Genomic DNA, 20,216 nt, shown 5'->3' on the forward strand with positions numbered 1-20,216 from the left:
ATAACAATTTAGTGTTTTAAAATGAGAAAAAAGGGGCCACACATCTATCCGTTATCACTGTTTTGATTCCTTGTGGCACCCCTTTTATATTAGCTATTTGCTACTTTTGTTAAAGCTTCGATTACGCGATCTGCTTGGAATGGCTTTACAATAAAGTCTTTTGCCCCGCCCTTAATTGCATCTAATACCATACCTTGTTGTCCCATTGCTGAACAAATAACAACCTTTGCACTTGAATCAATTTTCATAATTTCTTTTAATGCTTCAAGTCCGTCCATTTCTGGCATAGTAATATCTAATGTTACAATATCAGGTTGAAGTTCTTTATATTTTTGAATTGCCTCCACTCCATTTTCCGCTTCTCCGATTACTTCAAATTCAGAATTACTTTTTAATAAGTTTTTAATCATTGTTCGCATGAACATCGCATCATCTACAACTAAAATTTTATGTGCCATTCTTTTTGATTCTCTCCTTCTATGTATAAATATATCTTAATATTTCACCTTATCATTCTCACTCATTATACAAAATAAAACGATAAAATTTAATATTTTTTTAAAAGAATTTCTGCATTTTAGTATTTTATTACTAAAATACTAAAATACTATTCTTTAATATAAATGACAACGCGACGGTTTTTCTCCCAATTTTGCGGTGAATCATTCGGTACAACTGGCTTTGTGTCTGCATATCCTACCGCAGCTAACCTTTTATCCTCCACATTATACACTTCAATTAAATGGTGGATCATATTAGCTGCTCGTGCTGAAGATAATTCCCAATTAGAAGGGAACTTTTCATTATGGATCGGTCTACTATCTGTATGCCCCTCCACAACAATTGAGTTTGGTACGGATTGAAAAAATCCGACTAATTTGCTAATAATTTCTTTTGCTTCAGGCTTAACGTTCGCATCACCTGTATCAAATATTAAATTATCTACTATAACAACGCTTACCCCTGTATCTTCTCGATATACATTCACTTGACTAATACCGTTATTATCTACATATGCTTTTAACTTTTTGTACAAGTCGTCCATTCGCTTTTTTGAGACCATTTTTTCATCATTTTTTTCATGTGAAATATCTGGTATAGTATTTTCCATTACTTTTGCATCAACTTGCTCCGTATCACTAAACTTTTCAAGCATCTTTGACAATTTTACTGCATCCTGCTTTGAAGTAGCAACTAGTAATACAAAGAAAGTTAATAATAACATCGTTAAATCTGTAAAAGTCGTCATCCAACGAGGCGATCCCTTTTGCGGTCGTTTTATCATCACCATACCACTCCTTGCAATATTAGGCTGCTCGTTTTACTTTTTTTATCTTTGTTTCGTATACATACGTATCGAGTTTTAACTTTAATTTAGACGGAATTTGTCCACGATACAATTCTGAAATTGCTTCAATAACAAACTTCTTCTCTGTATATAAATCTTCAATACCACGATACACTTTTTCAGCAAGAGGGATTGCAATCATATTTGCAAGTACTGATCCATACAATGTCGTTAACATCGCAACTGCCATCCCTGTACCAATTTGCGATGTGTCTTGCAAGTTTTGAAGCATAATGATAAGACCAATTAAAGTCCCTATCATACCCCAAGCCGGAGCGAAATCGCCAATTTTATCTAATAATACTGCCCCTTTTCTTAATTCATACACTTCCGTTTCAACATCTTTCATTAACACTTCTTTTAATTCCTCTTCATCGTAACCACTTAACATTAATCGAATTCCTTTTTGAATAAAAGGATTGTCCACCTGCTCTCCATCAACCTCTAAAGAAAGTAAACCGTGTTTTTTAGATTTTTTCGAAAAATCAACAAACAAATCCGTTAACTGTTCTAAATCTTCTTCTTTTCTATGTAAAACAGTAAAAATACTTTTCGTATATTTTTTTATTTCTCCAAATCGATATGCCACAACAATTGTCGCAGTTGTTCCCCCTATGACAATTAAAATAGATGAAACATCTAAAAAGTTTTTAAAAGCTTTTATTCCGCCTCCACCAAGCATAATTGCCGCTATCACTATAGCAAAACCTACTAAAATGCCAAATGGGCTAGAAATGTCAAACTTCCTTTTTCTTCTTTCTGGTCTAGCAAATCCTTGATTTTTGTCTCCCATATTCCTGCCCTTTCCTTTTCATTTTTATAAAACATTTTTTTATTTTAATAATGCGTTTTCACATATAATGCTTATTATACGCTCATCATCTATTTATCGCAATATACTCATAAAATTGACACATTTCATTTCCATATTAGAATTATAGTATAGAAATATGAGGAGGATCACGATGGAACATAACATTTTACAAGTCATTGCACTAGCAGAAAAACTAAAATATGAAATGCGACATAGCTGGCTTTCTAACGGACGTCAAGAAAGCGTTGCTGAACATACGTGGCGCATGTCTCTAATGGCCATTTTAGTTGAACCTTATTTAGATCAGAAAGTAAATATTGAAAAATTACTTAAAATGGTTATTATTCACGATCTAGTCGAAGCAGAAGCTGGTGATATTCCTGCTTTTGATACAATGAATAGTCATGAATTACAATTACAAAAACAAATAAATGAACAAGAAGCAATTTTAAATATTAAACGAACATTAAAAGGTTCTCTCGGCGAGGAATTATATGATTTATGGATGGAGTTTGAAGCGAAAGAAACATACGAAGCAAAAGTTGCTAACGCACTTGATAAGCTTGAGGTAAAAATTCAGCATAACGAAGCTGATATTGATACGTGGTTGCCAATTGAGCATAAAATGACATTCCAAGTAGCAAAGCATACAAACTTTGATTCTTTCCTATCTAAATTACAAAAAATCATTGAGCAAGATGGTGAAAAAAAATTATTAGCTGCCGGCATTGACGTTGAAGCTTGCAAACAATAATGAAATAAGACACTCAGTACGAGTGTCTTATTTCATTATTGTTGATACAGCCTGCTTGTAAATAAGTTGTTGTTTTCCATCAACTAACATTAAAACGGTAAATTTGTCTATTGCAACAACTTCTCCTACTATTCTAACGCCACTCTTTAAAAAAATTGTAACAATACCTTTTTCTTCTTTTATTTGTTTATATAGCTCTTCTTGTAAATGTTCCAAATATATCTCTCTCCTCTTCGTTGAATATCTTAATATAAAAAACTGCAAATTATTTATGTACTTTATCTTTCACATTCATAAACTTATTAATAAGTATATCTAAATCTCGGCTAAATAACAAAACTTTATCATGATCCAATCCATGTCTAGCAACAAGTTGAATTAGCTCTTTCTTTTTAGTTTCTATTTTATTTTGTAGTTGTCCCATCTCCATCTCTTCACTAAAACTCCCTTTTCCCATAATATTACTTGTAAAATTATAGTACAAATCCTCTCATAAAAAAATATAAAAATGGTTTTTTTTACAATTTTTATATTTTTTATGAACAAATCGCGAAATATATAATGATTTCTTCACATACTCCTAGCTCCATATACAATCAAAATGACCATACAGGCGTTTGTCTAATTACTCAAGAGACTGGCTCCTTTTCCATACGAAAAACATACTGTATACAGTAGTCCATGAATTATATAGATTAACTTACTCAAAAGGAGGAAAACATATGAGTTATGGTGGAAGTTGCGCTGGTTTCGGCGGTGGATTTGCTTTGCTTATCGTACTATTCATCCTTCTAATCATCATCGGATGTAGCTGTTGGGGTGGCGGCGGATACGGATACTAATATATCCTATCCTTAACAAATGAACGAAAAACTATAAGAAAACAGCTCATATTTGAGCTGTTTTTTTCATACTTTCGTATGAAGTTATGTCCCTCTTTTTTGTGATTTCAACTAATAAAAAACGTTTACTATGAAATAAGAAATATTTTTACTTAGGAGGATTACAATGATTAAAGGTCTTTACGAAGCACATTTACCTGTCCGTAACTTAGAAGTGTCTATACCTTTTTACGAATCGCTAGGACTAAAATTATATAAAAGAGGAGACGATATTGCTTTCTTTTGGATTAAGGAAAATGAAAGTTGGCTCGGTCTTTGGGAAGGTACAGAATACAAAGTAAATTATCATCCCTCTTTACGACACATCGCCTTTCAAGTAAGCTTACATGATTTAGAACATGCAATACATTGGCTAAACCAAAAAGGAATTTCAGCACGAAAAGATTTTGGAATGGAGCCAATTGAACCAATTGTTTTTCCAGAGTTAGCGCATGCCGCCGTATACTTTAACGATCCTGACGGAAATAGTTTAGAATTGATTGCACAATTACCTGTTGGACTCCCTACAGAGGAGAAAGTGTATTTAAGTGAGTGGAAAAAACAAGTTCAAGCATCATCATTACATAAGGATTAATCTTTTTATGTCAGTTTCTTATTCCGCGCTTCTTAAAACAAATAATAACTTCAAAAAACTATTTTATGGGCAAACATTAAGTGTGCTTGGAGATTGGTTTCATACTGTAGCTTTATTAACGTTCGTCTATAGCATAACGGAATCTCCATTTATGATCGCACTCACCTTTATAAGTAAAGGTTTACCTCAGCTTCTGCTTAGTCCTTTCATAGGCGGAGTTGTAGATCGTTTTTCTAAAAAGAATATTATGATTTTTACCGATATTTTACGAGGCATAATCGTCCTCACTTACTTATTCGCACTATATAAAATTGAGATTATTTTCATTTCTAATATATGTTTATCCGTACTTTCTTGTTTATTTGAGCCGGCTAAACAAGCAACCTTAAAAAACATCGTACATCAAAATCATTTCGTAACTGCTAATTCTCTTTCTAGTACAATGAATGGTTTTATGTCTATTATGGGAGCTTCTTTAGGCGGGATTATCGCACAATCTTTACATATTGAGTTCGCTTTTTTAGTAAATAGCCTTTCCTACTTTGTTTCAGCCTATTTTATTTATAGTATGAGTATCCCTGCTCATATTAATTTTAATAAGAAAAAAGCATTTTTTACTGATATAAAAGATGGTTATACATACATATTACAAACAAAAATCATTTTAACATTAATTCTTGTCGGCATTTCATGGGGCATAATTGGCGGCGCTTATCAGCTACTTCTAACAATCTATGCCGAAAAAATTTTCCACACGAACATTGGGATTTTATATACGGTTCAAGGGGCTGGGCTTATGATAGGAAGCCTTCTCGTTACTCTTTACATATCCAGCAATAAAGAAAAAATGAAAAAAGCATTTGGTTGGGCCTATTTCCTACAAGGCATTTTCTTTCTTGGATTCATTCTATCCGATCAACTTATTTTCGGTATCATTACATTGCTCTGTATGCGCATAGCAGGAGGAATCATCGTTCCACTTGATACGACATTACTTCAAACTTACACGCACGAAAGTATGATTGGTAAAGTTTTTTCCTTTCATTACTCAATTTACGGTTCACTTATACAGTTCTCTATGTTCATTACAGGATGGCTATTAGAAATCCTTTCTCCTCAAATAATTGGTAGTTTTCTAGCTACATGCTGTATATTTGTAAGTTTTATATGGCTTTACCTGTTTTATCGCGGGAAACTTAATGAAGAATCTACTATTACTTAATAGCATGTTTATGTACATGCTATTTTTATTTATGTCGAAAAACAGAGGAAAAAGGCGATTTATTTTTCTTACGTTCTAATTTTTTAGAATGTACAATAAATTTAGATTATAAGAAAGGGGATATTATAATGTTTGAAGATAGGCTTACTATTTCAGCTGAGCAGCAGAAACTTATTTCCAATGCAACACGTATTCAAATTCTTCACCTTTTAAAAGACGAAGCACTCACTGCAAAGCAAGTAGCTACTAAACTAAATAAATCTGCTGGTAGCGTACATTATCACGTTCAAATTTTGTACGATGGAGGGTTACTTGAATTAGTAGACACGAAAGAAAAACGAGGAATTATTGAAAAATATTACAAGGCAAAATCCGCTCATTTCTATATTGAAGAAAGCGGCACAGAAGGAACGAATACAGATAGTCATATTGTATCTCATTTATTTTTAACTCCAGAGGAATTACAACAGCTTACTTGGGAAGTTACACAAGTTTTATTACGATGGGAAAACAAAACCGCTCGTCAATCACACTCTGAAGAGGAATACGCTATTTCCTGCAGGCTAAAAAAACAATGAAAGAAAGGGCCATTTGTTCATGAAAAATAAATTATTATTATTGTCGGGAACAGGAATTTCTCGTTTAGGTGATTTTATGTATCTCATCGCCCTAAACGTAATGGTGTTACATAGCACAAACTCCCCTGCTGCTGTAGCAGGATTATGGATTGTCGGTCCAATTGCGACCGTTGTTACAAAAATTTGGTCTGGTAGCATAGTAGATCGATTAAACAAACGGTCCATTATGCTCATCACAGATATAATTCGAGCAATTCTCATTGGCTGCGTTCCACTATTTGATTCTATTTGGGCCATTTATATTTTTATCTTTTTAACTCGTATCGCTACATCATTTTTCGATCCAGCTTCATTTTCTTATAAAACAATGCTTATACCTGCTGAAGAACGCGCTCAATTCAACGCTTGGAGTAGCTTTTGTACAAGCGGGGCTTTTATTATCGGTCCAGCTCTTGCTGGAATACTTCTCACCACGCACTCAGCATCCTTTGTAATTTACTGCAACTCACTTTCCTTTCTACTTTCTACTATTCTCATTTATTTCTTACCTAATATTACGTTACAAACAAAGCAAAGCGAAGAAGTTGCAAATACTTTCGTACAAACATTACGAAGTGATTGGAAACAAGTTTTTTCATTCGCTCGAACTGAAACGTACATTATTCTCATATTCGTTTTATTTCAAGCGACTATGCTTGTCGCTATGGCACTTGATTCACAAGAAGTTGTTTTTACAAGACAAATACTGTTTTTAACCGATATAGAATACAGTATGCTTGTTAGTATAACTGGCGCTGCTTACGTTTCCGGTTCATTTCTTGTCTCTCTTTTTGCCAAACGTTTACCAATTCAATATTGTATCGGATTAGGGACAATTTTCACAGCAATAGGCTATGTAATTTTCGCCTTTTCAAATTCATTTATCGTCGCGGCAGGCGGTTTTATTTTACTTGGCATTTCTTCATCATTTGCTGGTACTGGCTTTTTTACATTTTATCAAAATAACATCCCGGTTCATATGATAGGACGTATCGATAGCGTATTTGATTCCATAAAAAGTTTTATCCAAATCTTTTTCATTTTAGCAATTGGAGCATCCGCACAATTTCTTTCCGTTCAAATGACTGTAATAAGTAGCTCGTTACTCATCCTTTTCCTTTCCTGTTTATTAGCAATCCGAGTAATGACTCCTTCACGAGAAAAATATTTTAAGGCTACAGGATCATCATTGAAATATTAACCGCAACATAACAAGCGGCGATTTGCTAGGTAGTAAGCCCTCACTGATTAAAGTTTTACTTTATGTTAAAATATTAATGAAATTTGATTATGTAGGGGGGCTTTTTTGAATACTATATTCATGTTCATTTGTATTATATTAGTAGCTTCTATTTTACAAACGAGTACCGGTTTTGGCTTTTCTATTATGGCAACACCTTTCTTACTCATGTTATTTCTACCACAAGAAGCTATACAAATAAATATCATTTTATCATTCATTATTTCTATATCACTCATTTGGAAAATAAGAATGGACATTGATTGTATTCTACTGAAAAGATTAATTGTCGGCAGTATAGTTGGTGTTCCTTTTGGTATTTTCATTTTCGTTTCCATTAACATCAATACGTTTAAATTAGCAATTAGCATCTTGCTCTTACTATTAACGTTGATGCTAATCTGTAACTTTAAGATTCAATCAACAAAATCTAGAGATTTCTTAGCGGGAGGATTATCCGGTCTTTTAACGACAAGTATCGGTATGCCGGGACCACCTCTGTTACTGTACTTTACAGGAACTGATACAAAAAAAGAGAAGCTGAGAGCAACTACTTTAGCTTTTTATCTATTTATATATTTCATTAGTCTACTAACGCAAATACTCTTTACTGGCACAAACAAAACAATTTGGGAATCAAGTTTTTACGCTATTCCAATCGTATTTCTAGGTTTGTATATAGGTCAAATTATTTTCAAATGGCTTAATCAACGGATTTTTAAAATATTTACGTACATCCTTTTAAGTTGCACGGGCATGTATCTTCTTATTGAAAGTTTGCATTCGTTATAGAAGTTGCTTTAGTTTGTGTCATAACGGATAAGTTTTCAATATTTTTGAACGTGATAACAATAAAAAGCGGCTATTATGCCGCTTTTTATTTTCAAATTAAATATTTTAAAACTAGAAGCCCACCTATCGCTATTACAAACACATTGAAAAAAATCAGCCAACTTTTTTCAAACTCTTTATATCTCTCTTCTTTCACCCCTCGTTGTTTTAGCTTCTCAATTACCGTTTTCAATTCTTGCTCATGCTCGGTACTTCCTAATTGTATATAGTTATTATCTATAGTAATTCCATATACATTCTTCATTTTTTTATGTCTCGAAACTGCTTGAATTGAACTAATTAGCACATTGTACTCATTTATTTCTTTGAAATAACAATCTAACGATTTAATTCGTAATCTTGTATTTGTTAAAACAATGTAATAATAAAAAGCAGCACCTGCCGTTAATATATTCGGTATAACTTTAGAATTTACAAGACTCCCCTCTTCTACTAATATTTCGCATTCGATTTCTTCTCCTTCTTGTAAATCTTTCCGAACTGATTCTTCCAACATTTGCACCGTTAATTTCTTCAATAATTCTCCGTTTTTCACATAATACTTATCTATATTGATAGTCTCATCCGCTTCTTTCTCTAAACGTGCAATTTCTTCATCTGAATATTGGAGCTCATTTAACATAGATAATAATCTTTTATCCATATTACACACTCCCTTTCCATAGTTTTTGAATTTTTTTCTTCCCACGAGAAATTCGATTGTATATATAATCCGCCGTTACTTTTAATTCTTTTGCAATATCGTCAATGGAATATCCATCAATGTACCTCTTTAAAAAGATATATCGATCCTTCTTGTTTAAATCTTGGACTATTTCCATAATCTCTTCTTCTTGTTCTATTTCATACCTATCATGGACACCTGTATCTATCTCTACGTCTTTATCGACTTTATTCTCTTTATATACTTTCTTTTTATATTCCAATGTCTTTAATTTAGTAATACCAATCATCCAAGATTTGAAGTTTCCCTTTTCCATATCAAATTGTTCGATATGAAACCAAATGACAGTAAATACATCCTTATAACAATCATCCACATATTGTTTCTCCATAGGGCTACTTAATAATTTATGAATAATGTATAAAATTAATTTTCCATATTGATCAATTACTTCTTTCAAAGCATCTTGATCACGTTTTTTCATAGCTGTAATTAAATCCACTTCAGAATCGAAAATCATAAACATCTTCCTTCCTCAATTCCCCTTTAGCAGCTGCCTTTACTTACTATTGGCATTTCATTCTCATTTTCTATCACTTTTGTAAAAATTTTTTAATTTTTATGTATATGATAACAAATAAAATACCTAAGTTCAGAAAGTGGTATCTACATTCTGAACTTAGGCATTAGCAATCAAACTATTCACTTAAACTAACGTTTCATCACAAAGCTCTGTTACATTTTTAAAATATTGCAAGTTCTCCTTCGCTTCAGATCTGCCTTTTTACTCATTTCTTATTAAATCCTTTTTCACTTAAAAACTCTTTCATATGCATTCTTTTTTCTTTAGACATAAACGAACTCATCGATTCCGTCCATGTTGCGTTTTTCTTATTTGATGATCTTTCTTTATAATACGCGCTCATCGTTTCATCGTATTCGTTTAGTAATTCATCATATTTCTTTTCATCATATCCATTTTCATGAAGGATTGCTGCTACTGGTAAGCGTGGTTTTACTCCATGATCTTCATCTGATACACCGACTGTCATTCCGAATACAGGATATACTTTATCTGGTAAATGAAGCAATTCGCTCACTTCTCCCGGATTATTACGAATACCACCAATATAACAAATACCGTATCCTAACGATTCTGCTGCTAACGCCAAGTTTTGCGCAAAGAGTGAAGCATCTACCGTTGCTACGATAAAGTCTTCTACTCCTTCATGCTTTATCTCTGTACCATGTTTTTCACATGCCATTTCAAGTCGTTTTAAATCTGCACAACAAACAAAGAATGCTGCGCAGTCCTTCACATGACGATTTTCGGATAACTCTGCTAGTTTCGCCTTTAAGTCTTGATCGGTTACATATATAACAGAGTAAGCTTGTACAAAATGCGAGGAAGCAGCATGCTGCGCAGCTTGCACCATTCTTTCTACTACATCTTTCGGAATGGATTCTTCTTTATATTTACGAACTGAAACGTGTTGCTCCATTTTATGTATCATCTCATTCATGAAAATCACTCCTTTTTTCTCTTCCTAATGAAAAATTAACATATCTTTTCCAATATTCACAACTTATAAGCACAAAAAGAGCAATTCTTTTTGAATTGCTCCTTTTAAAAGATCTATTAATACGGTAAATGAAATTATATCGACGATTTTTTCAATATATCGACTTACCGACAAATAACGACAAATTCATTCCAAATTATCCCTTATCTTATTGCGCTGTTTTCAACACTTTAACACCTTTTACGATATTCCAAATGAAGTAATAAATCCCTACAAGAATGAACACTGCATATGTGATCATGATCCCAATTCCAGCACCGTCAGATTGATTGAATCCTAAACCGTATATTCCTGATATCGCTACCCCTCCGAATAAAATTGCATACGGGAAAATATGTGACCAAAATGCTTTTTTCGCGTGATATTTCACTTCATCCTCTGCAACGAAGTACACTATAATTGGTAGTAAAAATGGTGCAAAAAAGATACTAAAGTAACATAGTGAAGATAATATATTATTTCCTTTCATCCGATTCACCTCTAAATAGTTTTTGTTATCTTCATTATGTCAGGAATCCATTCTAGAAACTATCGCTTTACCTTTCATTAAGATGACATATTTGTAAGATTCCCCTCAAAAAATCCCGCCTAGAATGCTAGGCGGGACCACGTCCACTATATTCGATTCATAAACCAATATTGCGTAATGGCTAAATATTCACGTATATTCGATGGAATGACAATTCGCTTTGGTGTTTCGGCCGGAAGACCTTCTAATTGTAAACCTTGCTTAGCTGCTATTTTTTTCGCTCTAAACATATGGAAGTCATTTGTTACGATCAGTCCTTTTTTCATATTGTCCGGAATTAAAGGTTTTGAGAATTTAATATTTTCATCTGTACTCGTTGACTTATCTTCCATTATAATGCGGTCTTCTGCAATTTTTAGTTTTATTAATTCATTTTTCATTGCTAATGCTTCTGAAATATCTTCCCCTTTTCCTTTTCCTCCAGACACAATAGCAATTGCTTTCTCATGTGCTTTCAAATACTCAGCTGCTTTATCAATACGATATTGCAATGAGTACGATGGTTTCGTTCCGTTTACTTTCGAGCCTAATACAATGATATAATCAGCTTCATAGGTCGCATTCATTTGCCCATGCTTATAAATGTTATATTGTAAAAATCCCACATAAACGGCGCAAACCATTATCATTCCTATCATATACTTCATTATTTTTTTCTTTCTCATATCTATATACTCCTATGTTCTTTGCTTCTTTCATGATAATATCCATTTATTTGTTTGTATACAGACAAATTCCAATTCAACCTAATTTATCCTCTAGAAAGTAATATTTATATTTCTTTCGGGAACAGTAAGTACAACTTTGCACGAAGGAGTGTCTCTATTGCTTCTCTTTTTATGTAACGTATCGTTCTTTTTTATCTTATTTTTACTATCACTTAAGATGCTCGGTAAATCAGCTTTAGCACAACTAACTCCTCATGATTTTGGTGCTATTATCTTTTTATCTTATTTAGCTTTTCAGGCCATACCAGTCTCTGGTGCTTTGCAAGCTTTTCTCGGTATGGTCGTTATTACATGTTTGCATTTAATCCTTACAAAATTAAGCCTATTCAACAAACTAAATCGTTTCATTCTCGGACACCCGATTATTTTAATTAAACATGGTGATATTATTTTTGAGAACTTACAAAAAAGTAGGTATCCCATTGCTGAATTACTTTCTAACCTTCGTGTCGCAGGATATCCAAGTGTTCATGAAATTGAATACGCTATTTTAGAAGCGAATGGAGCCATTAGCATTTTACCAAAGCGTGAACTTGTCCCATTAACTCCGAAAGATTTGAACATAGATGTTAAGTATGCTGGATTACCAATTGCCCTTATCGTTGATTCACAAATTCAATACGATAACTTAAAGTTAATTCATAAGGACGAAAAGTGGTTATATAAAGAATTAAAAGAAAAAGGCATCACAAATATTAAAAACGTTGCCTTTGCGTCTGTTCAAGAAACGGATGGATCTTTTGCTATTAGTTTAAAAGAATAAAAAATCCCCTTACTTGCTCAAGGGGATTTTCTTCATCATATTGCTTCTTTCTCGCCTGCCATGTTTAATGGCACAGGATGTTTCATACGATTCATCGTAAATACGATAATCGCTGTCAATACTTCCGCTACTGGCATAACGAGCCAAATTCCGTTTATCCCAAATAATTTCGGCATAATCCATAATAATGGAATAATAAATAGCAACCCTCGGCTCATTATAATAAGTACTGATTTTGTCGTTTGTCGCACTGATTGGAAGTACTCTCCATACACAATGTTATAGCCTAAAAATACATATTGGATAAAGAACAAGCTCATACCTGTTAATGTTAACTCCAATAACTCTGGAGATTGGACATCAAATAGACCAATAATATATTTCCCGAAGAATAATCCGACAATTATTGCAACGCCTCCAAGTACAACTGCAATTTTCACTGCAAACTGCAATCCTTCACGAAGTCTCTCTGCTAAATTTGCACCATAATGGAAACTAGCAATCGGTTGTAATGTTGCACCTACACCAAAGAATAATAGTAATGTCATTGCATGAATACTATTCACCATCGCATAAGAAGCGACTCCTACTTCTCCTGCATATTGAACGAATGCAATATTAAAACCAATCGTTACAATCGCTACTGTACTTTCTGCTGTAAAGCTCGGGAAACCGATTATCATAATTTGTTTTACTGTATCCCATTCAAAATGGAATTTCGTCCATTTTAAAATACTACTTTTTCTAAAGAAATGCGTTAATAATACAAGGAAACCAATCGCTGCTGAAAGAATAGTTGCTGAAGCAGCTCCTGTTACGCCCCATTTAAAGATGAAAATAAAGATATAGTCAAACACTATATTTAATACAGCTGTTACAACTAAACCTGCCATTGCTAAATTAGGATTTCCATCATTTCGTATAAATGTACTTAAAATATTTTCTAAAACGTATATCATTCCAAATGTTAATAATACGTGTAAATAGTCTAACGCATACGGTAAAATTACTTCATTCGCACCGAATACGTATGCTAAATCTTCTATTCTCCATAAGCAAATTGCCGCTAAAACGCCTACAATAATGACTGCTACCGTCATGGATTGAGTAAAAATAGACCTTGCTCTTTCAATTTTATTTTCACCTAATGCAATGGAATATAACGTTGCCCCGCCCATTCCAATCCATAATGAAATAGAGAAGAAAATTGAAAACGCTGGAATAGCCACGTTTACTCCTGCCAATCCATTTGCTCCAACTCCCCGACTAATCATTACCGCATCAATTACAATATTAACCGACATTAATACCATTCCTAGAACAGCTGGTATTAAATAAGAAATAAATAAACTTTTTATCGGTTTTTCTCTTAATTTTTCTGTTGCTTCCATACTATTATGCTCCTTTTTTCAACTCTCTTTTCTTAGTTTAAACCTTCAAGTAACTTGAAGGTCAATAGAGAATTTAAAAAATAGGTAACTGAATTATCGTATTTAATACCCATTTGTAATGATACGAGTGCTACAGCTTATTGTTTTATTTTTTCATGATAGGAATTTGAATTTCTGTTACTTGCTCCTCTGGATTTTCTGTTACAGACCAATCGATTAATCCAATCTCAATCGCATCTCCACTTACTTCATATCCTTCTTGATCAATGTATGCAAGTAATTCCTTATACGTTGCATCTGTTTCTTCATACGGTCCATGATGATAAGAACAAGCATATAAACCTTCCTTAATCTCATCTGAATTATGCACTTCATACGGCATATAATCCAAAAGAATAAACACGCTACTATACGCTTGAAACTCATTTTGCATGAATCCTTTTTTCGCAACTGTTACACCAATATCTCCAGAAAATAAACTATCATCCATTTGCCTCATATTTTTTTGCAACGAATGGATGTAGTACTCAAACATATCATCCGTCGTATTCGGAGCAACCGCAATGGCTGTTATTTTTCGCCGCGGGATCTCTTTTATTACCATTTGTTTAGCTTTTGCTTTTGTTGCTTCCTTAATCAAATGAATTCTATGCTCCATTTTCGCCAAAGCATACTCAATTTCTCTTTGTTTTTTCAACATCATTTCTTGTTGTTTTTCCAACAAATTGAGTGCGTATGCTGGATTTCTTTCATCAATATATTTCTTAATTTCCTTTAATGGAATATTTAATTGGCGTAAAAACTTAATCGTATCTAATAGTGAAAATTGATCGATTGTGTAATAGCGGTAATTTGTTTGTGGGTCCACAATGGACGGATGAAAAATTCCTTTTTCATCATAATAACGTAAAGTAGATTCCGCTATATTATGCATTTTTGCCATTTCTCCAATTGTAAAGCGTTTGTTTAATAACATCTTTTATTCCCTTCCATTTCTATTTATTTCATTATACGTTCATTCTATCTTCAAAACAAAAAAGAATTCCCTTAAGAGAATTCTTTTTATTCATTATTACACCTCTATAATTATAGGAAGAATCATCGGTTTTCTTTTCGTACTCGTATATATATACTTCCCTAAAGCTTCTCTTACTTCTCTTTTCAAAATACCCCAGCTATTCACTTTCTCTTTCTTTACATTATTAATCGTAATAACAGCTAATTTATTTAATTCCTTCAAAAATTCTTCTGAATCACGAACATAGACGAATCCACGAGAAATAATATCAGGACCTGAAATTATTTCTCCATCCACTTTATTAAAAGTAATAACTATAACGAGCATTCCATCTTCTGAAAGTTGTTTTCGATCACGTAATAATGCATTTCCAACATCACCAATTCCTAATCCATCTACATATATATTTCCTGCTTGTATTTTTCTCGATTGAATTGCCACTTGATTACTTATATCTACAACATCTCCATTACGAACGATAAAGATATTTTCTTTTTCAACACCAATTGATTCCGCTAGCAAGCTATGGTGATGTAGCATTCTAAACTCTCCATGAATGGGGATAAAATATTTTGGCTTCATTAATGTGAGCATTAACTTTAATTCTTCTTGATATGCATGGCCAGATACATGGACTCCAGTAGAACTGCCTGATCCGTAAATCACTCTTGCCCCTAATGCAAATAAGTTATCGATAATTCGCGAAACATTACGTTCATTTCCTGGAATAGGAGTCGCAGCTATAATAACTGTATCTTCTGGTAAAACATCTACTTGCCTATAGTTTCCACTAGCTAAACGCGCTAAAGCTGCCATTGGTTCTCCTTGACTTCCTGTACAAAGTATTGCGACCTGCTTTGGATCTAAATTATTTACCTCATTTGCTTCAATTAGCATACCATCTGGAATATTTAGATACCCTTTCTCTAGAGCAACTTCTACTACATTTACCATACTTCTGCCGAGCAAAGCCAGTTTTCGATTTGTTTTTATACAAGCTTCAACTATTTGCTGAACACGATTCACATTAGAAGCAAAAGTAGAAATAATCACTTTCCTATTTGCTTTCATAAATATTTCCTCTATCCGTTCCCCCACCGACCTTTCTGATGGGGTAAATCCAGGTCGTTCTGCATTTGTACTTTCAGATAGTAAAGCTAATACACCTTCACTACCTATTTTAGCCATTTTATGAATATCAGGATGTTGATTATTAACTGGTGTTAAATCAAATTTAAAATCACCTGTATGTACTATAGTACCTTCTGGTGTATGAAAAACAATACCGAGGCAATCTGGAATACTATGATTCGTTTTAAAGAAAGTTGTCTTAATAGCACCGAAATCAATTTCTGATTCTGAATGAATCACGATTAATTCTGTATTATCTTGAAGGTTATGTTCCTTTAATTTAATTTCAATTAAACCTAACGTTAACTTCGTCGCATAGATTGGTACGTTTAGTTGTTTTAAAAAATATGGTATTCCCCCAATATGGTCTTCATGTCCATGCGTCACGACTAATCCGCGAATTTTTTCTTTATTTTCTTGTAAGTAGGTGACATCTGGAATGATTAAATCAATTCCTAATAAACTTTCATCTGGAAATTTTGATCCACAGTCAATAACGACAATATCATTTTCAAATTGAATAACATACATATTTTTCCCTATTTCATTTACTCCACCTAAAGCAACGATAGACAAGTTGTTTTTTAATGACTTCAAATGATAAGTCCTCCCTTTCACATTTATAATTCGTGAAATAACATTTAGGCTTTATTATTTGTAATGAAAAAGGACTTCATACTATTTCATACATATATAAATTCACACGCTACTCTTATATGTATATCCCCAATTACACAGTCTCTCTCTAAAAAAGCCCCTATTTTTTCATTGATTTTTTGTAAAATCTATTATATATTAATTACAGGTTCAAATTACAAGTTCAAAAGAACTCGTAATCAGACCCTTTGTTTAATGGGTTTTACATATTTTCATTAGGCAAATTCCGAGAAATCGTATGATAAAAATAAAAATGATAAGGAGAGGATCCGATGGAATTCGAATTTTTCTTTCAAATTGCACTTATTTTATTAAGTACAAAGCTTGCTGGTGATCTTAGTGTTAGATTAGGTCAACCTTCTGTACTAGGTAAATTAATTGTCGGTATCGTTATCGGTCCAGCTGTATTAGGTTGGATTGAAAACTCAGAACTTCTAACACAATTAAGTAATGTTGGTGTTATTCTTTTAATGTTTATGGCAGGACTTGAAACAGACTTAGAGGAATTAAACGCAAATCGTAATTCTTCTTTAGCTGTTGCACTCGGAGGTATCATTCTTCCATTCGTAGGTGGTTACGTTTCTGGTCTTATTATGGGAATGGAACAAGGAAATGCTGTATTTTTAGGATTACTTCTATGTGCGACAAGTGTTAGTATTTCCGTACAAACACTTCGCGATTTAGGAAAGATGAAAACACGTGAAAGTACAACTATGCTGGGTGCAGCTGTATTTGATGACATTCTTGTCGTTATTTTATTAGCATTTGCAATGAGTTTCCTAGGTACAGACGATGTTAACTTAACAATGATTATCTTGAAGAAAGTTGTATTCTTCGCTTCTATTATTTTAATCGGATGGAAAGGTGTTCCTGCGATTATGCGCTGGTTATCACCGCTACGCGTATCTGAGTCTATCGTGAGCGCGGCTCTTATCATCTGTTTCTCATTCGCATATTTCGGCGAACTATTAGGAATTGCTGGTATTATCGGTGCTTTCGCAGCTGGTATCGCAATTTCTCAAACGAACTACAAACATGAGGTAGAAAAGAAAGTAGAACCAATTGCTTACGCTATGTTCGTTCCAGTATTCTTCGTAAGTATCGGTATGAATATTACATTTGACGGTATTGGCGATCAAATTTGGTTCATCCTAGCATTAACAGTAATCGCTGTATTAACGAAACTAATCGGTTGTGGCTTAGGTGCACGAATGACTGGATTTGACGCTAAGTCTTCTGCAATTATCGGTTCTGGAATGGTTTCTCGTGGTGAAGTTGCACTTATCATCGCAGGAACAGGACTTTCTTCAGGTCTACTAGCACAAGATTACTTTACAGCTATCGTTATTGTCGTTATTTTAACTACAATGATTACACCACCAATGTTAAAATACACTTTTGGTGCAAAAGATAAAGCAATGAAAGCAAGTAAATAAGTTTAATAAAAAAGAAGCTTACTATCTTATAAGATAGTAAGCTTCTTTTTCGTTTTATCTTTAAACAATCCCGTTCGTTTTTAACCATTTTTCAAAAATAATTCGCGCTTCATCATCATCAATATCATTACGAAATGAATACACCATAATGCCATAATCATCTACATATTCACCTAGCTTCATTTCCTCCACTTTCTTATAAAAATCGTCTACCTCATAGTGTGGAATATAAGCATCCCAAACTGGTTCATGTATTCTTTTGTACGCTGTCACTTCTAAATCATATCCATCTTCATAATATCCGATGTGATAATGTTGACTAGGATCATATTTCTTCATAATAATTTCCCTCCCTTTGAAAACGTATCATATTTCACCTAATAAAGTGAAACTTTAATCAGCCCTCACCAATCGGACTTTAATGGGCAGCCCGACCCCCACCTAACTCCTTTGCTTTCGCTGCATTTTGAGGTGGGGGTCTTACTGCCCATTAAGTGGGATAAACAAAAGCGAGCTGTAATCACAGCTCGCTCGATTCATTAAATGCGTTCCATCGCTGTCTTCAACGTTCCAACAACAAAGGCAATTTCTTCACTTGAAATAACAAGTGGTGGCGCTAATGTTAAGACGTTATTATATCCTGCTGTTGTCATACCGTTTCTACCTATAATTAACCCTTTTTCTTTGCAAGCATTTACAACACTTGCAATTTTGTCGTTATCAATTGGCTCTTTCGTCTCTTTATCGTTTACTAGTTCAATTCCCACTAGTAGACCTTTTCCTCTAATATCTCCAACAAGTGGATGCTCCCCAATTTCTTCTTTTAATTGCTCTAATAAAAGAGAACCCATTTGCGCAGATCGCTCAATTAAATTTTCATTTTCCATAATTTCTAAATTTTTAAGTGCTAGTGCACAAGCTGCAGGATTTCCACCAAATGTATTAATATGACGGAAGAATTCATATTCTCCCTTTCCTTTAAATGCTTCATATATTTCTTTTTTCACAGCTGTTGCTGATAATGGTAAATATGCACTCGTAATGCCTTTTGCCATTGTAATAATATCAGGCTTCACATCATAATTCATAAATCCAAATGCCTTTCCTGTACGTCCAAAACCGCAAATCACTTCATCGCTAATAAGCAGGGCACCGTGTTTTTGACACGTTTCATGAACAGCTTTCATATAGTCTTGTGGCGGCATTAAAATGCCTCCGCCTGTAATAATTGGTTCCATAATAAAAGCTGCAATCGTTTCACTTAGTTCCCATGTCATGACCCGATCTACTTCTTTTACACATTCTACATCATAAATGTTCTCTCTTTCTATTCCAGGCATACGATAACAATCTGGCGGCGTTACATGTAAAAATCCTGAAGCAAATGGCTCATATTGATATCTACGCTGTGCTTGTCCCGTCGCTGCCATCGTTGCCATTGTATTCCCATGATAGCCGCGGTAACGTGACATAAATTTATAACGATGTGGTTCACCTTTTTGCGCATAGTATTGTCTCGCTATTTTAAAAGCTGTTTCGTTCGCTTCCGAACCACTATTAGAGAAGAAAATAACATACTCTCCTCCAAGCCATTCATTTAATTTTTCTGCAAGCTTTATAGCCGATTCATGTGATTGTGACATCGGAAAGTATGATAATGTTTGTAATTGCTTATAGGCCGCCTCTGCAAGCTCTTTTCTGCCATATCCACTATTCACACACCAAAGACCACTCATACCATCTAAATATCTTTTTCCTTGTATATCTTCAACCCAGCACCCTTCTGCTTTTGCCCCTACCATTGTACTATTTGGACTAAAGGGACGCATTCCGTGCCAAACATATTGCTCATCTTTTGCTAATAATTCATCAGTCTGTTTCGTTTTCATCATTTCTTCCACCTTCCATAACAACTTATTTTTCACAAAAGCTGCGCTGGTACCATGATGATTTAAATTTCTCCCTGCTTATTTTCATTCCACAAAATTAAGAC

General features: G+C 33.7%; 24 protein-coding genes. 9 read left to right on the forward strand and 15 right to left on the reverse strand.

The window, feature by feature from the left end; translation table 11 throughout:
* Window positions 1–89 precede the first annotated feature (89 nt).
* From PDK19_RS10270 to PDK19_RS10280, 3 genes are all read right to left on the reverse strand, one after another.
* Window positions 90–458 carry a response regulator gene (locus PDK19_RS10270; protein ID WP_000940577.1) on the reverse strand — a complete coding sequence of 123 codons (369 nt, stop codon included), beginning with the start codon at window positions 456–458 and terminating at the stop codon, window positions 90–92.
* Between the two features lie 149 nt (window positions 459–607).
* Entirely contained in the window at window positions 608–1,285 is a 678-nt protein-coding gene (locus PDK19_RS10275) for an OmpA family protein (protein ID WP_000596046.1), read from the reverse strand.
* Between the two features lie 22 nt (window positions 1,286–1,307).
* Complete coding sequence (locus PDK19_RS10280) at window positions 1,308–2,141, reverse strand: flagellar motor protein MotP (RefSeq protein ID WP_000502571.1); 834 nt, start codon at window positions 2,139–2,141, stop codon at window positions 1,308–1,310.
* A gap of 172 nt (window positions 2,142–2,313) precedes the next feature.
* Between PDK19_RS10280 and PDK19_RS10285 the strand changes: the two genes are divergently transcribed.
* Window positions 2,314–2,916 (forward strand): HD domain-containing protein, encoded by a 603-nt coding sequence (locus tag PDK19_RS10285; RefSeq protein WP_000400753.1) that lies wholly within the window; start codon window positions 2,314–2,316, stop codon window positions 2,914–2,916.
* A gap of 27 nt (window positions 2,917–2,943) precedes the next feature.
* On the opposite strand, the gene hfq is transcribed toward PDK19_RS10285, so the two are convergent.
* Window positions 2,944–3,132 carry an RNA chaperone Hfq gene (gene hfq, locus PDK19_RS10290; protein ID WP_000400661.1) on the reverse strand — a complete coding sequence of 63 codons (189 nt, stop codon included), beginning with the start codon at window positions 3,130–3,132 and terminating at the stop codon, window positions 2,944–2,946.
* 49 nt (window positions 3,133–3,181) lie between these two features.
* A complete protein-coding gene (locus tag PDK19_RS10295; protein WP_002091864.1) occupies window positions 3,182–3,400 on the reverse strand; it encodes an aspartyl-phosphate phosphatase Spo0E family protein in 219 nt (72 codons plus the stop codon).
* A gap of 238 nt (window positions 3,401–3,638) precedes the next feature.
* Here PDK19_RS10295 and PDK19_RS10300 point away from each other — a divergent pair, with 238 nt between their 5' ends.
* The 6 genes from PDK19_RS10300 (at window position 3,639) to PDK19_RS10325 (ending at window position 8,263) form a co-directional block, all read left to right on the forward strand.
* Complete coding sequence (locus PDK19_RS10300) at window positions 3,639–3,758, forward strand: YjcZ family sporulation protein (RefSeq protein WP_000120179.1); 120 nt, start codon at window positions 3,639–3,641, stop codon at window positions 3,756–3,758.
* A 166-nt stretch (window positions 3,759–3,924) separates the two neighbouring features.
* A complete protein-coding gene (locus tag PDK19_RS10305; RefSeq protein ID WP_000589699.1) occupies window positions 3,925–4,392 on the forward strand; it encodes a VOC family protein in 468 nt (155 codons plus the stop codon).
* 7 nt (window positions 4,393–4,399) lie between these two features.
* Entirely contained in the window at window positions 4,400–5,614 is a 1,215-nt protein-coding gene (locus tag PDK19_RS10310) for an MFS transporter (protein ID WP_000117045.1), read from the forward strand.
* 128 nt (window positions 5,615–5,742) lie between these two features.
* Window positions 5,743–6,192: an ArsR/SmtB family transcription factor gene (locus tag PDK19_RS10315; RefSeq protein ID WP_000461273.1), complete on the forward strand. Its 450-nt coding sequence runs from the start codon at window positions 5,743–5,745 to the stop codon at window positions 6,190–6,192.
* 19 nt (window positions 6,193–6,211) lie between these two features.
* Window positions 6,212–7,432 (forward strand): MFS transporter, encoded by a 1,221-nt coding sequence (locus PDK19_RS10320; RefSeq protein WP_049112615.1) that lies wholly within the window; start codon window positions 6,212–6,214, stop codon window positions 7,430–7,432.
* Between the two features lie 105 nt (window positions 7,433–7,537).
* Complete coding sequence (locus PDK19_RS10325) at window positions 7,538–8,263, forward strand: sulfite exporter TauE/SafE family protein (RefSeq protein WP_001092071.1); 726 nt, start codon at window positions 7,538–7,540, stop codon at window positions 8,261–8,263.
* 91 nt (window positions 8,264–8,354) lie between these two features.
* Here the strand turns inward: PDK19_RS10325 and PDK19_RS10330 are convergent, their stop codons facing one another.
* The 5 genes from PDK19_RS10330 to PDK19_RS10350 form a co-directional block, all read right to left on the reverse strand.
* The gene (locus tag PDK19_RS10330; RefSeq protein WP_014893162.1) at window positions 8,355–8,966 is read right to left on the reverse strand and encodes a flagellar motor switch protein FliG; all 612 of its coding nucleotides are present in this window, start codon (window positions 8,964–8,966) and stop codon (window positions 8,355–8,357) included.
* A 1-nt stretch (window position 8,967) separates the two neighbouring features.
* A complete protein-coding gene (locus PDK19_RS10335) occupies window positions 8,968–9,513 on the reverse strand; it encodes a sigma-70 family RNA polymerase sigma factor (protein WP_270707054.1) in 546 nt (181 codons plus the stop codon).
* A gap of 262 nt (window positions 9,514–9,775) precedes the next feature.
* The gene (nfsA, locus tag PDK19_RS10340; RefSeq protein WP_270707055.1) at window positions 9,776–10,510 is read right to left on the reverse strand and encodes an oxygen-insensitive NADPH nitroreductase; all 735 of its coding nucleotides are present in this window, start codon (window positions 10,508–10,510) and stop codon (window positions 9,776–9,778) included.
* A gap of 208 nt (window positions 10,511–10,718) precedes the next feature.
* Window positions 10,719–11,039 (reverse strand): DUF4870 domain-containing protein, encoded by a 321-nt coding sequence (locus PDK19_RS10345; RefSeq protein ID WP_000678047.1) that lies wholly within the window; start codon window positions 11,037–11,039, stop codon window positions 10,719–10,721.
* Between the two features lie 146 nt (window positions 11,040–11,185).
* On the reverse strand, window positions 11,186–11,737 hold the full coding sequence (locus PDK19_RS10350) for a YdcF family protein (RefSeq protein ID WP_308196943.1): 552 nt from the start codon (window positions 11,735–11,737) through the stop codon (window positions 11,186–11,188).
* A gap of 187 nt (window positions 11,738–11,924) precedes the next feature.
* Here PDK19_RS10350 and PDK19_RS10355 point away from each other — a divergent pair, with 187 nt between their 5' ends.
* On the forward strand, window positions 11,925–12,590 hold the full coding sequence (locus PDK19_RS10355) for a DUF421 domain-containing protein (protein ID WP_000923931.1): 666 nt from the start codon (window positions 11,925–11,927) through the stop codon (window positions 12,588–12,590).
* Between the two features lie 35 nt (window positions 12,591–12,625).
* On the opposite strand, the gene PDK19_RS10360 is transcribed toward PDK19_RS10355, so the two are convergent.
* From PDK19_RS10360 to PDK19_RS10370, 3 genes are all read right to left on the reverse strand, one after another.
* Window positions 12,626–13,981 carry an MATE family efflux transporter gene (locus tag PDK19_RS10360; protein ID WP_270707057.1) on the reverse strand — a complete coding sequence of 452 codons (1,356 nt, stop codon included), beginning with the start codon at window positions 13,979–13,981 and terminating at the stop codon, window positions 12,626–12,628.
* Between the two features lie 145 nt (window positions 13,982–14,126).
* Entirely contained in the window at window positions 14,127–14,957 is an 831-nt protein-coding gene (locus PDK19_RS10365) for a MerR family transcriptional regulator (RefSeq protein WP_000925926.1), read from the reverse strand.
* A gap of 96 nt (window positions 14,958–15,053) precedes the next feature.
* Window positions 15,054–16,727 (reverse strand): ribonuclease J, encoded by a 1,674-nt coding sequence (locus tag PDK19_RS10370; RefSeq protein ID WP_049113341.1) that lies wholly within the window; start codon window positions 16,725–16,727, stop codon window positions 15,054–15,056.
* Between the two features lie 332 nt (window positions 16,728–17,059).
* Here PDK19_RS10370 and PDK19_RS10375 point away from each other — a divergent pair, with 332 nt between their 5' ends.
* Window positions 17,060–18,223, forward strand: a complete 1,164-nt coding sequence (locus PDK19_RS10375; protein ID WP_000393887.1) for a cation:proton antiporter — start codon at window positions 17,060–17,062, stop codon at window positions 18,221–18,223.
* A gap of 60 nt (window positions 18,224–18,283) precedes the next feature.
* On the opposite strand, the gene PDK19_RS10380 is transcribed toward PDK19_RS10375, so the two are convergent.
* Window positions 18,284–18,562 (reverse strand): DUF3986 family protein, encoded by a 279-nt coding sequence (locus PDK19_RS10380; protein ID WP_016717048.1) that lies wholly within the window; start codon window positions 18,560–18,562, stop codon window positions 18,284–18,286.
* A gap of 200 nt (window positions 18,563–18,762) precedes the next feature.
* Window positions 18,763–20,112 carry an aspartate aminotransferase family protein gene (locus PDK19_RS10385; RefSeq protein ID WP_053090655.1) on the reverse strand — a complete coding sequence of 450 codons (1,350 nt, stop codon included), beginning with the start codon at window positions 20,110–20,112 and terminating at the stop codon, window positions 18,763–18,765.
* Between the last annotated feature and the right edge of the window lie 104 nt (window positions 20,113–20,216).

This window comes from Bacillus cereus group sp. BcHK124 (assembly GCF_027712065.1).
Classification (GTDB): domain Bacteria; phylum Bacillota; class Bacilli; order Bacillales; family Bacillaceae_G; genus Bacillus_A; species Bacillus_A pacificus.